Genomic DNA, 13922 nt, shown 5'->3' with positions numbered 1-13922 from the left:
CCCGAAAGGGGTTGCGGGTTCGAGTCCCGTGCCCTCCGCTCCCTTTCAGTCGTCTCGCAGGCGGTCTTATCTCATGACGAACGAGTGGCCGGACATACGCTGACGACAACTGAGCCGGCCTAGATGGTAACCGAGCCCAGTTACTGGAGCCGGTGAGCAGTTGTTCTGAGCTGGCCATGGCCCAGGCGAATGCTCGACCCCATCAACCTTGGGTGCTTCCTCTTCCGCAAGGTTGGAGAATCGATGGCGCAGTTGCGCTCGGCATATTTGACCGGATAAGACGCCCCGGCAAGCCCGCTGCAAAGCGGTCTATTATTTTGGGGTCGGCAAGATTCGGTCTTCCTTATCCCGGCATTCGATGACCAAATGCTCCGGCGAAACGTGCTTTTCGCCTACCACTCGAATCGTGACGTTGTTTTTAGTTTCTAACTCAGTAATGAAGCGCCGCTTATTATTGTTGAGATATTCAGCAACTTCTTCATGAACGGTCACCGTAATCTTGGCCACGCGTTCCACCAGAACTGCCAGAAGAAGTTGCCGCATTGTCTCGATCGCCATGGTCTCCACGGTTTTGACCCAACCAGCCCCTTTGCAAAGAGGACAATCACGGTAAAGAGTTCGTTTTAAACTGGGGCGAATCCGCTGGCGAGTCATTTCAATCAGACCGAATGGGCTGGTGCGAAGGATTTTGGTGCGTGCGCGATCCCGGCGCACAGCCTCCCGTAACGCCCTCTCCACCGCTCGGCGGTGCTTTTCTTTTCGCATGTCGATGAAATCGTTGACAATGACACCCCCCAAATCACGGAGCCGAATCTGTCGGGCAATTTCCTTCGCGGCGATCAAATTGATCTGGAAGGCTGTCTCTTCGGCAGAGTCGTCCACACGAAAATTTCCGCTGTTGACATCGATTGCCACGAGCGCTTCGGTCTGATCGATGACGATCGATCCGCCCGGAGACAGCGGCACCTCGCGCTGGTGGATGACATTTATCTCCTTTTCCAAACCGTATTTATGGAAGAGGGGTTCTTTCCCGTCGTAATATTTGAGCCGGTCTACATAGCGTGGCATGACCATCTCCAGGAATTCTTTTGCCCGCTCGTAGGTTTTCGGTTCGTCGATGATGATAGTGCCTACTTCCGCGCTGAAAATATCGCGGATTGTGCGGATGATCATGTCGCTTTCCTGGTAGATATCCACCGGAGCTTCGAGCTTTTTGATCCGCCGCACAATCACTTTCCAGAGGCGGAGCAGATAGGCAAGGTCCCGGGAAAGCTCTTTTCTGGTGCGATCTGCCCCCGCCGTGCGAACGATGAACCCCAGCCCTTTGGGCAAATCCAACTGATGCATAATTTCACGAAGACGACGCCGGGCAGCTTCGTCTTCAATCTTTCGGGAAATCCCCACCCGTCCTAAAGCCGGCATCAAGACGAGATAGCGTCCCGGAATGCTGATGTAGGTAGAGAGCGTTGGCCCTTTGTTGCCAATGCCCTCTTTGATGACCTGAACGATCACCTCATCGCCGCGTCGAAAGATGCTTTGAATGGGGGGACGAACTCTCGGGCGGATATTGTTCCGTCGATTTCGGGTAGGCCGAGATGTTTCGCTGTCCAGCCCATTGAGAACGCCGGAGGCGGGTGGCGGCAAGTCGCCAAGTTCGTCCGGGTCATATCCGGCCTGTCGAAAGTACTGGGGCTCCACGTCGCTAACGTGGAGAAAACCATTCCGACCGACACCGAAATCCACGAATGCCGCCTGAATACTCGGCTCGAGATTGACGACAATTCCTTTGTAGATATTGCCGACGTAACTTTCCTGGTCAGCACGCTCGATGTAAAGCTCCTCGAGAACGCCATCTTCTACAATGGCAATTCGACATTCCTCGGGCTGGGCAGCATTGATCAACATTTCCTGCTTCATAAACTCGCCATCCTTTGCGGCTCTGGAGGCGAGTGCGCATCGCAAGACATCGGCCGATACTGGACGTCCCGTCCTCTGCGATCCCCGTGATGTTCATCATGAGACCACCTCTACCCGACTGCGCACGAGAGGAATCCCCTGCGATTCGAGATCGTCCAGCCCCAGAATGCGAAGCACTTCCCGGGGATGGAGAGATCCACAGGGATCAACCCGGAGGGTAAAACTGAGACGGCCGTCCTTAAGACTCCAGTCCAACAGGTGATCAAGGAGATTGCGTTCGACGGCCTGACCTTGCTGCGTCATTTCCACGCGGGAGTGGGCGTCGATTGCGTCGAGCCGGCTACGAACCATTCCCTCTCGCTCCGAAGGAACCCGGATTTCGTAAGTGACGCGCGAGACCTGCGCTTTGCGCGTCCCGGGTGGCACAGGCTCGACGCTGTGAAACGCCAACCCTGGAACAGTTGCTCGCTGGAGGCGGGCGAGAATCTCGTCAGTGGACAAAGCCTCGGTCAACTCAAGTTCGAGAACTTCGTTATGCCCTTCCAATCCGAGAGCCAGCGCCAGAGGAAAGCTGATCTTGGGTTTCGGATGGAATCCCTGGCTGAAAGCAAGGGGAAGTTCTGCCCGCCGGAATAGACGCTCCAGAGTTCGCACCAGGTCGTGGTGGCCGATAAATCGCAAATCTCCCGTTTTGGAGAAGCGAATGCGCACTCGTTGCCGGACCGCCAAGCGGTCCATCCCATCGTTGCCGCTGGCGATGGGACCTCGGTTTCTGGAAACCCCTGAATTCGATTGATTCGATCGTGATCCGATGCGTGTCACCTCTTTTCACAGAGCGTTGACAACGACGTCATGCATCCCCTCGGCTCCGGAACCAATCGTCCTGCAAGCCGGAGGAATGAAAACGTGTTCGCATGTGGCTGTGGCACCGATCACCGACATCGGCGCCAGTCGGCCCCACTCCCTACTGGTATCACAAGCAAAATCCGCGGCCCGGGATTCCCAAGCCTTGACTACCACCAGCCGCAATATCTCTACCCCACCGTATTAACGGTTATTTCAAGGCTGACCGAAAGCACTCAGACCGTAAACCATCAAATTGTCAGAGAGTATTGATTGCCCAGCATAGCAAAATCTGGTGCATTTGACCAGCCCAGGGCGGGCTGCGCGGTCGGCAAATAATTACCCAATGATTCGCTGCCCGCCCCGGTTTTCGCTTCACACCTCACCCCGTGGGGCCAGACGCCCTGCAACGCATAGCCTGCCAGGCCCGCGGCTTACTGCCGGGTCCGCTGGCGAAGGACCTGAGCCCGTTGGAGAATCTCCGCCGCCGGCGCTGCCTGGATGACCTGATCCATGGCCTTCGCCACAATGGCGGCATCCGAAGCAGGGAGTTTTTCCGCAATTTGGACGGCTGTCTCGGCAGCTTCCGCCTTCAGCTCGGGGACGGCCAGTTGCGCCACCGATAGCTGGAGGCCTTCCGCCGTGGGATAGCGCCGGAGAACCTCCAGTACCAGCCGTTTTTCTTCCGGTCGCTGGGCGATCGCCAGAGCGTTCCGACACATCGCGATCCGATCGTTCAAGGGCACGTCGAGCTGCCGGGCGATCCGAATGTAACCGCGCAGGGCCCGGATGCGGTACCGGGGATTACCGGTCCTGGCCAGATCCAGCAACACAGGAGCCGCGTCCGCCGACATCCACTCTCCCAGAACTCGTGTCACGGCATCCTGAACCTCGTCTTCCGAATCCCGGGCAGCCTGGGCGAGCCCCCGCAACGCCGCCTGTCCGCCCATTGTCCCGAGGATTTCCACAATGGCAATGCGCACTCGGGTGGAAGCTTTTGGCCAGACAGCCATCAGTTTGGCGGCGGCTGCATCCAGCTCAGGCATCCGGCTGCATGCTATCGTGAGCGCCTCCCGAACTGTTTGGAAGTCCTGGTCATCAACGGGCTTGAGAAGCCGCGCGATAAGCACGTCGAGCTGCTCCAAGGGGACGATCATGCCCAAAGCCCGAATTGCAGCCGTCCGCACTGTCGGATCGTCACTGTTCATATCGGCAAGAGCAGTGGGCAAAGCCGCACCCAAGAGTCGTTCACCGGCCGCCTGAAGAAGCACCACCCGCTGAGGTCCCTGCGCCGACTGAAGTGACTTCAGGATTGCTTCATCAACTCCCTGCCCAGCAAGCTGGACGAGGCTTTCTGCCGCAGCCTGCGCCAGTTCACCGCCTTCGGTGGCCGCGGAGACCAAGACCGGCACTGCCGAGGCATCGCCCAGCCGACCGAGTAACCGGACAGCCACCAATCGCAGAGCCCAATCGGCCTCCTGAGCGGCCTTCACAATAGTGGCTATTCCCGCTGGGTCACCGATGTCGGCCAGGGCTTCCAGGATAGCCGCCTGTCGGGGATCGGCCGGTTTTCCTCCCTCGCCGAGTCTGATCATCTCACCTTCTTTGACACGAAGCGAAAACTCCTGGTCGCCCAGCGAATACACAATTTGGAGTTCTTTGACAACACCCGGCGCTGGATCGCCCGCCAAAGAGTTGGATGCCTCGACTTGAAGGCTGTTATTGCGCACGGCCGCCCGCAGCGCCTCCGTGACATCGACCCAGCGGTCTCCGGCTCCGTAACGGGCGGACTTGATCACGAGCACGGGGGGACGCTGCTGAGGAGCCGCCGCGATCGGTCCAAGCTCTGCAACGAGAGCCTGAGCGACTGCCGGTCCTTTGATCTCTCGCGCGGTGGAAAGGGCAATGGCCACCAAATCTTTATCATTGGACTTGAGCTGTTCCACGAGCAACGAGAGGCCATCTACCCCACGGGCAAGAATCGCTCCACGAGTCGCCTCCACACGACGCGGTTTGGGCACGTCGGCCGAGCGGACAAGATCGTAAAGTTGCTGGGCAGCCGCAGCGTTTCCTTCACCAAGATACCGATCGGCACAGGAGAGAAGTCCTTCGGCCGCCGCATTGCGGACGATCGGGGACGTGTGCTTGAGAGCTGATCGGAGGGCCGCAATGGCTTTCTCTCCGCCAATTCGCCCCAAAGCCGCTGCTGCCGCCGCCGCGACATCGACATCGTTATCTCCAAGTCGCTGCGTTAAAACCTCAATCGCTTGCGGGTCGCGCCGAACACCAATGGAGTTGATCACTCCGACCGCCAGCCGCCCGTCCAGTTTTCCTGCGGCCTCCCGCAACGCTGCATCACAGGCCGGATCGGGAATCGCTTCCAGAGCGATACGAGCCCAGGACGCGAGTTCAGGATCCGCGAGGAGCGGCGCTAGCACGGGGACGGCCTGCGCGGTACCGAACACCGCGAGCTTTTTGCAAGCCAGTGCCTTATCGCCTTTTGGAGCGTCCGACTTGAGGATAGCAACCAAATCCGACTCGGGCACAGGCGGCTGCTGGCCAAAAGTGCCAACTCTTAGTGCGAAAGTCACCACACCACACAGGACAATTGAAATTGCGATTTTCCGAGGCTCCATGATTATTTCTCCTTAATAGCGATAGCGCGATGTGTTGCTCCACGTGAAACTACAATGGACCTTTTCCCGTTATCAAAAGCGCCAGGGTTCGCGAAGCGCTTCACCGCGCAACCTGTTTGCCTGTTCATCATCGATGAATTCATACTTGAGAGGGTCGAAGCGAAGTTTTCGGCCAAGGAAGATCGCGATGTTCACAGCATGACACGCGATATGAGAGTGACAAGCTACGTCCGCGTTGGCTTTCGGCTTACCGCGAGTCTTCACGCAGTCCAGGAAATCGCGCACGTGGAAAGTCGCCGGATAGCCGCCGATTTCTGCCACTTTGCGACCAGCCAGGAGAGCCGGAGAGCTGAGTGCCAGTTTTCCACTATCCCCTGTTTCCACCCAGCCGCGATCACCCTCAAATCGGACGGGGCATGATCCAAGAGGCAACCAGCCTTCTTCGCGAAGAACGAGTGTGACACCGTTTGCATATTTGGCTTTCACCTGATTTCCTTCGGGCGGATAATACTCCACGGGAACGGTGTTATCCGCATTGTTGGCCCACTGACACAAGTCGACGCAGTGGGAGCCCCACTCGAGCACACCGCCACCAACAAGCCCACCACCTTTTTCAAAATTGAAGCCGTCCAGCCAGCGCTTGTTGAACGGTCGCCATGCAGCGGGTCCAAGGTAGAGATCCCAGTCGACCTCCTCCTTCGGCGGCTCGGGTTCCGCGGGGGCCCAACCGCTCATGCTGGTGCTCATTCCAGCGGGGTGTGCATAGACCGTGTGCAGCCGACCGAGACGTCCTTTTTGCGCCAGCTCCACAGCGAACGCAAAATGGGGAAGATTACGCCGTTGAGTACCCGCCTGAAACACTCGCCCTGTTCGCCGAAATGTTTCGGCCAGAATCAGACTTTGAGTGATATTCTTGGTCACCGGCTTTTCACAGTACACATCCTTGCCCGCCTTGGCCGCCAGAACCGAAGCAAGGCAGTGCCAGTTCGGCCCGGTCGCAATCAGCACAGCGTCGATATCCGGTCGGTCCAGAAGCTCGCGAAAATCCCGATACGTCACACAATTATTGTTCCCGTAGTGCTGATCCACCATGCGCTTTGCTTGTTCGCGACGGAACAATTTGACATCTGCAATAGCAACACATTCGACGTCGGGTTCCTGGAGAAAACACCCCAGGTCGTACGTCCCGCGATTTCCAATTCCGATACCGCCGAGTCGGATTCGCTCGCTGGCCGGTGCGAGTCCTTGCATTCCTAGGACCCTTGGAGAAACAAACGTGGGGACTGCCAGAGTCGCGCTGGCTCCCAGTGCTGTGCGGAGAAAGCTCCGCCGTGAAATGTGGTTTCTTTGACGATTCATGATCTCCTCCTCGTGCGATATTGGAAAGTTCGGCTACGCACGCCAAAACTGGCTGTTCGGGGCAGACAACGTGAGAAATGATACTCACGCTGTGCAAGCGATGGGCAAGGCGAAACCCACGACTGCCATTGATGATCGTTCACAGGGGATGGCTTGTCAAGCGCCGCCAAAAGGCCCATAACGTTGACTTTATCTTTCAGAAGCGGTAGAAAGTAGTCGCTCGGTGCTGATTTTTAACAAGCTGCCATGACGGAGAATACGCATGAAGGGAAGTTTTTGTGAGCGGCCGTTTCGCTTGCTCAAACGTTCCGCATGCTACGCCCTAGTCCTGAGCATTGCTTGCTTGGCAGAACCCGGCGCTGCCCCCTTCGCGCGCGGACAAGATTTACTTTCGGAAATCCAAAAGTACATCCGACGTCAGCAGGTGGTACAAAAACTCCGGGAGCTGGACCGGAAACTCACCGAATCGACTGAACAATACCAAAGCCTTCGGCTGTCTGAGCCTCTTGCACCATTTATGGAGTTGCGGGCTGGAGAGCTCGATCTGCCGCCCCATCCCCTGGGACATCTCTTGCGTCCGTTGCCAGGCCGATCGGCTCGAGCTTCGTCGGCTGCCCCGAAACGATCCAGCAACGCTGACAACCGTTTTATCCCCCCTGGCGGCAAACTCATCCTTGCAGACCTCGAGGGTCCCGGCATCATCCAGCACATTTGGATGACGTTTCCCGGCCCTGAACCCAGTTGGCTCGGCAAGCAGGGGAACGCGAACCACAGCGAACTCGTACTCCGCATGTTTTGGGATGGCGCTGCCGAGCCGGCCGTGGAAGCACCCGTGGGAGATTTCTTTGCAGCCGGTTTTGGACAGCGAGCTCCGGTAAACTCCGCAGCAATTACAGTGGAAGGAGGAGATGCTTACAACTGCTGGTGGCCGATGCCCTTTAAGAAGTCCGCCCGCATTGAAATCACCAACGAGAGCACAAAACCCCTCAACGCCTTCTACTACCATGTTGACTACTGTCGGCTGGATTCATTGCCAGAGGACGTTCTTTACTTTTGTGCTCAGTATCGCCAGGAATTTCCGGTGCAATCTGGGCGCGACTATCTGATTCTGAAAGCCGAAGGACGTGGGCAATACGTCGGTACAGTTCTCAGTGTGCGATCACGCAGCCCTGAATGGTTCGGCGAAGGGGACGAGAAGTTCTATATTGACGGCGAGTCAACTCCGAGTATCTGGGGGACAGGCACGGAGGATTATGTGCTCAATGCCTGGGGAATGGGTACCGGTACCTATCCCTACTTTGGCGTTACGATCCTCGAGGGTGAATGGGGGATGGTGGGCTACAAAACCACGGTATATCGGTGGCATATCCTGGATCCGATCCGCTTTGAAAAATCTCTTCGCGTGGTGATTGAGGATGCTGGCTGGATAAGTGAGGACGAACTGGCTCCCAACACGTATCGGGGATTCGTGGAGCGCAATGACGACTTCGCGACCGTGGCCTTCTGGTATCAGGAGGGGCAACCCAAGCGGTTCACCGTACTGCCGCCCGCTGCACAACGGCGGCTTCCTGAGCTCGACATCGTCATTGAAGGACAGGAACTCCTCGCCAAAAGCAAAGCCGAAGGCGGTACGCTTCATCTTCAATCAGGCCATTTCTGGACCGGCCACGGACAGCTCTTTTTCGACAATGCCAAGGGAACGGGCGCCTGGTTTGAATGTCAGTTTGACGTTCCGACTGAAGAGCTACGCCAACTTACACTCCGGGTGACCAACTCCTACGACTTCGGCATCTACCGGGTTCTTCTCGACAACGAGGTAGTCCGCGAATGGGAAGACTTTTACTCCCCGGAAATCCGCGTGCGGGAAATCAACTTGGGACAGCGAACGCTTCCCAAAGGAGTCCATATGCTGCGGTTTGAGTGTGTTGGTCAATCACCGGCATCTCGTGGTACCAAATTGGGTGTGGATTCGGTCCGACTCCGTCAACGATGGCAGATCAAGCGACAAACGCCCGCTGATATGGAAACACCCGAGAACTCGCCCAATAAGCCAATCGAGCAAGATGGAGGATAATGGCAACTGGAAAAACCGGCGCTATTTTCGGAGTCGCTTAACCGGTGGACGTATCGAGTTCGCTACCCGGGAACCGTCAACCGGCTTGGTGAGGAATTAACCTATTTTAGCTGCCAGGGATGAGCGATTGGATCGTTCTGAGCCATTGGAGGATCCCCATGAGTGAGTCGCGTTCGAGGCAGACATTGCTTCCCAGGGCCTTTTTTTGGGCAGCAATCGTTTTTCTAGGAATATCCAATTTTGACCTCTGCAAGGGCGGAGAGACGGGCGCTACGGCAATCAGGTCATTGGCTGATACGACATTTGTGGTCGGAGTCCGGCACAAGAGCTTTGCAGAGTCGCCCGGGGTTATCTTCTTCTCCGGAATTTTGTCCACAGGATTAGAACCGACCACGGGTGGTGTAGCCGCTTTGCCCGAAGTCAGGAATGTAAAGTCTTTTGGGGCAACGGGTGACGGGATCCAGGACGACACAGCAGCCATTCAAAAGTGCGTGGCCGAGGGTGGTGTGATTATCTTTCCACCGGGCATTTACCGTCTCACAGCGCCGATTGAGATTCGCCTCAGTGAAACAGGATGGATTGCCTTCCAAGGAAACGGCACGGCTCGGCTCGTAATGAACGGACCCGGCCCTGCTTTGCGGTTTGTCGGCCAACACCGGGGGACAGCCGACCCAAAAAGGGTCCAGCCGCTGGTCTGGGAACGTGAACGCATGCCCTTGGTCGACGGTTTGGAGATTGTCGGGAATCACGCAGAGGCCTGCGGGATCGAGGCCGTCCAAACGATGCAACTGACAATCACACGGACCCTTATCCGCGAAACGCTCCATGCGATCCGCTTACACGAACGCAACCGAAACGTGATCATCAGTAACTGTCATATTTACCATAACCGGGGCATCGGAGTTTACCTTGACGACGTGGATCTCCATCAGATCAACATCGTCGGATGCCATATCAGCTACAACCAGGGTGGCGGTATCGTGGTCCGTAAAGGATATCTTCGCAACCTTCAGGTTACCGGGTGCGACATCGAAGTCAACATGAGTCCAGACGGCGAACCTACCGCCAATGTTCTTATCGACAGCACAGAAAGCCCGGACGGACACGCAGAGATCGCGATCACGGGGTGCACCATTCAACACAGTCTCAAGGCTCCCGGCGGGGCGAATATTCGCTTCATCGGCTTGGATGCCAAAGGCCGCTCGTGGGGGGCGCTGACCATCGCGGAAAATGTCCTCAGCGATGTGGTGACAAATGTGGAAATCGTCAATGCGCGGGGCGTGTCGATTGTCGGGAATACTTTTTGGGGCGCAGGGGAGGAAGACCTTATAATCAAGAATTGTCGAAATATCGTGATCGGGCCAAACTCGCTGGACCAAAACCCCAATTATGCCCATCAGGGTCCCTACCGCGGTGGCGTTCGGTTGGAGGAGTGCCACGATTGCGTCATTAACGCGTTACAATTGGCGGGCATCAACGGTGGAGAAGCCGCCATCGTGCTGAGGAACTGCTCCGGCTTGAACGTGACAAACTGCCAGATGACAGGATGTGGTCCTGTGGGGATCCTCCTCGACCACGTCAGCCTGAGCCGGATCAGCGATAGTCTATTGCGGGGTCCGTCCAACGAAGCGGGTCAATCTGGGGATCGTACGTTCGTAGCTGTGCGGACACAGAGTTGCCGAAATGTCGTCGTCACCGACAATCTCTTCGAAGGCACAATAGATTGCCCCGGAGAGGGCGTGTTCCTCGATAAAAACGTTATCCTTTCAAGCGACGCGGCCCCGGGACGATAAAGCTTGCGGAGGGCGTGGACCACTTTCCCCGCTGCAACGAATCTTTATGGGCTTGTCAGCCGATGGCGCAAAAGGGGCCCGCGGCCACGTCAGGACAGCGCGACCGCGGGCGAATTCCTGCCAGGAGGAGGCGGCAAGCTTTCCTGCAATGTGCCACGCACCGGGATAGACTATCCGCTCGACCGGCACCTCGAGCCGTCAGATGAAGGGACGTGTATTGGGGGGTGATTCACCCGGCTGGTCCCGGAGCAAAGGTCGCAGGTGGCGGTGTCACGGTCGTCATCGGTGGAGTGCACGCATCGCATGCCCCGCCGACAACGGTTTCAGCACAGGGGTCAACAGGTGGGCATTCAATTACTGCGGCCGGCACGGCGGCCGTTGGCGCAAACAGTGCCCCGCGCCGGAACAAATTGCACCGCTGACACCCTACCGCCAAGGCCAACAAACTGAGGCCAACGGTCCAAATCATCACCTTCCGCATTGCATGTCTCCTTATTGAAAAACCGGTTGCATCCTGCGCACTGGGTGGGCTTCGGAATCATGCCTTGAAAACCATAGCCCACAATCCATGTTGTGCAAATGCCGCAGTCGATTTTTCGCCACAATATCGGCCGTTTTGCGTAACGGGAAAATCGGTTGTATGTTAGAGTAAAACCTCAACGGCCAGGGTCGGCGTGGTTTGTGTGGTAGCACGTTACGCAACGGCCGACGTAACGACGCAGGGTACCATAGAGATAAAGCCTCTCGTAGATTTCCCAAAAACGGGAGTACCTTTTAGAGTAGGAGGGGCGAGTCTTTCGAAAAGTGTCAGTAGGCAGGAAGCCTTCAACTGGAGTGATTCTGCAACCTGAAGGGCTCCGAACGGTTGGGAGGGCTTTCGCCAATGAAGACGATTGTTTCTAAGTGGAAGATTTGGTCAGTCGGCGTGCTGGCAGCGGTTGCGCTGACGAGTGTCGTTTCAGGAACACCGAACGAGAGGATCGTCGTTGCCGCTACCGCGGTCGAAAAGACTGCCGCTTCGTCCGACTTGGACGCCAGTTCGTCCGAGCGGGCGCTCCCTGATAATGGTCCCGCGTTCTGGGTGGTCAGCTCAAGATCGATTTCCTGGGCCCAGCTCCAGGATCCAGCGCACGCTATTTCGCGCCTTCAGTTTTTCCGGGTGGACTCGCAGGGTCGCACCACATCTGCCGAAGAGAGTGAATTGCACGAGGAAGTGGGCAGCGCCGACAACCTGTGCATCGTGGTTCACGGAAATCGGATGTCGTTCAGCGATGCCCTGCGGTTCATGTGGGGATTTTACAGAATTACGAGCAAAGTCGATGGTCCCATGATCCTGTGGTCGTGGCCATCGCAATCCATGGTGAGAGGCATCGCCCGAGACAGCCGACTCAAGGCCACCCGGAGCGCGCAAGAAGCAGCTTTGCTGGCAACGTGGCTCAATCAGCTTCGGCCCAAAGGGCGTGTCGTCCTTGTCGGATATAGCTTCGGTGCCAAAACCTTGCTCAGAGCATTTGCAGAGAGTCGTCAAGCTATTCGCGACGGAAGTTCCCAAATCCCGCGCGGCGACGGCGAATCATGGGTCCAAACCGCCCAACGGATCGAACTCCTCCTGATCGCGCCGGCCGCCGATGTCTCCGAATTAAACGAGGCTATCCAGGTGGGAAAGCAGGTCCAAACGCCGTTCAGAATTGAACTGACCCTCAATAACCTGGATCCGGCACTCAAGTGGTACAGACACTTGTGGACATGCCGCGGTCCCAACGCCATTGGATGGATATTCCCGTGTGTAACGTCCGATGCCTCCTCGGTCTTGCGGATAATCGACGTGACAGGCGAAGTCGGCCATACTCACCAGTGGCAGAGGTATTTCCAATCTCGCGGTGTCCGGGCAATACTGGAGAATTTGCAGGAGAACATTGACTCCGCCCGTCTCATGCAATCACAGGTAAATCGTTAAGGGAACTTCCATTTGAGATTTTTTGTTCAAGGATGCATCTTGCCCATGCACGAACGGGTTGCGTTTTTAAACGGAGCCTTCCTGCCAGAGCGGGAACTGGCGGTCTCTGTCGTGGACGCCGGTTTCGTCCTGGGTGTAACGATTGCGGAACAACTCCGAACTTTCCGCGGCACGATTTTTCGGGCAGAGGATCATCTATCAAGGCTCTACCATTCGCTGGAGATTTTACGGGTGGACATCGGATACACCGCCGAACAGCTCAAATCGGCGGCGGAATACGTCGTGGCGAGCAACCGCCAATTCATCCATCCGGCGGATGACATGGGCGTTTCCATTTTCGTGACGCCTGGACGCTATGCGGCTTATTCAGGCCCCGGCCCCAGTGTACCTATGGTGGCTATTCACACCTATCCACTCCCTTTTTATCTCTGGGCCCACAAGTACACCGGCGGCGAATCAGTGGCTGTGGCCTCTGTTCGGCAGGTCCCCGTGGAGTGCTGGCCCCGAGAGCTGAAGTGCCGCAGCCGCATGCACTATTACCTGGCAGAAAAGGAGGTGCAACGGATCGACCCGTCAGCGAGGCCCATTCTTTTGGACGCTGACGGATGCGTGACAGAGGCCCCCACCGCTAACATCGTGGCTTATCATGGCGAGGAGGGATTGATTGCCCCGCCGGTGGAGAGAACTCTCCCCGGCATCTCGCTCAAAGTCGTGACAGAGTTGGCCAGCCAACTGGGGATTCCTTTTTCCCACCGCTTCCTTACAGTTTCAGACCTCGAACAGTGCGACGAAATCTTCCTCACCAGTACCCCGTTTTGTCTTCTGCCCGTCGTGCGGTTGAATGGGGCACCAGTGGGACAAACCGCTTCGGGGAAGCCAGGGCCAATATACCGCCGCTTGCTGGCAGCATGGAACGAGATCGCGGGCTTTGACCTGGTGGCCCAGGCTCAGCAATTCCGTCACCGTCTGTAAAAGCCCCATACCCACTTTTCCATGCCACGTTGCGACATCGCGAACTTGTTCCACCAAAGAGTTGGGACACCGTAAATGCACTCCTCACAAATTTATTTCCCTCAAGCGCTTTTCGGAATCCGCCGAAACTTTTTTGACCAGCACGTTACCCTGCATCCCGTTCTCCAAATCCGAATCTGCAGCAAGTTCGTCACAAACGTCCCCATTATTGCACGTTACGACCGGCCATTTTCACCCCATGAGGTGCCGGTCCTGACCTATACTCTTCAAGGTGGTGTTCTATCTTACCTCCCCAGACATGTCGACATCCCGTTTCCACTGCCCTAGAACGCACCATTCCACGATTGATCATCCTGAAAAAATCGCGGAAA

Annotated in this window: 8 protein-coding genes; 4 read left to right on the top strand and 4 right to left on the bottom strand. The window is 56.8% G+C overall.

Features of this window, described 5'->3' with window-relative positions; genetic code table 11:
- Positions 1-312: 312 nt before the first annotated feature.
- The 4 genes from ABJK56_RS13920 to ABJK56_RS13905 all read right to left on the bottom strand — a co-directional run bounded on the left by ABJK56_RS13920 (position 313) and on the right by ABJK56_RS13905 (position 6755).
- Positions 313-1917 (bottom strand): Rne/Rng family ribonuclease, encoded by a 1605-nt coding sequence (locus ABJK56_RS13920; RefSeq protein WP_347245271.1) that lies wholly within the window; start codon positions 1915-1917, stop codon positions 313-315.
- Positions 1918-2013: 96 nt separating this feature from the next.
- Positions 2014-2655, bottom strand: coding sequence for a TIGR03936 family radical SAM-associated protein (locus ABJK56_RS13915; protein ID WP_347245270.1), 642 nt, complete (start codon positions 2653-2655; stop codon positions 2014-2016).
- 539 nt (positions 2656-3194) lie between these two features.
- The gene (locus tag ABJK56_RS13910) at positions 3195-5396 is read right to left on the bottom strand and encodes a HEAT repeat domain-containing protein (RefSeq protein WP_347245269.1); all 2202 of its coding nucleotides are present in this window, start codon (positions 5394-5396) and stop codon (positions 3195-3197) included.
- A gap of 72 nt (positions 5397-5468) precedes the next feature.
- On the bottom strand, positions 5469-6755 hold the full coding sequence (locus ABJK56_RS13905) for a Gfo/Idh/MocA family oxidoreductase (RefSeq protein ID WP_347245268.1): 1287 nt from the start codon (positions 6753-6755) through the stop codon (positions 5469-5471).
- Positions 6756-7017: 262 nt separating this feature from the next.
- On the opposite strand from ABJK56_RS13905, the gene ABJK56_RS13900 reads away from it, so the two are divergent.
- The 4 genes from ABJK56_RS13900 (at position 7018) to ABJK56_RS13885 (ending at position 13551) form a co-directional block, all read left to right on the top strand.
- Positions 7018-8829 (top strand): glycoside hydrolase family 172 protein, encoded by a 1812-nt coding sequence (locus ABJK56_RS13900; protein WP_347245267.1) that lies wholly within the window; start codon positions 7018-7020, stop codon positions 8827-8829.
- Positions 8830-8987: 158 nt separating this feature from the next.
- On the top strand, positions 8988-10622 hold the full coding sequence (locus ABJK56_RS13895) for a right-handed parallel beta-helix repeat-containing protein (protein WP_347245266.1): 1635 nt from the start codon (positions 8988-8990) through the stop codon (positions 10620-10622).
- A gap of 883 nt (positions 10623-11505) precedes the next feature.
- The gene (locus ABJK56_RS13890) at positions 11506-12579 is read left to right on the top strand and encodes an alpha/beta hydrolase (protein ID WP_347245265.1); all 1074 of its coding nucleotides are present in this window, start codon (positions 11506-11508) and stop codon (positions 12577-12579) included.
- A gap of 45 nt (positions 12580-12624) precedes the next feature.
- Entirely contained in the window at positions 12625-13551 is a 927-nt protein-coding gene (locus tag ABJK56_RS13885; RefSeq protein WP_347245264.1) for an aminotransferase class IV, read from the top strand.
- Positions 13552-13922: the final 371 nt, after the last annotated feature.

The sequence above is a fragment of the Thermogutta sp. genome (genome assembly GCF_039793925.1).
Taxonomy (GTDB): domain Bacteria; phylum Planctomycetota; class Planctomycetia; order Pirellulales; family Thermoguttaceae; genus Thermogutta.
This window is presented reverse-complemented; position numbering and strand designations above follow the sequence as displayed.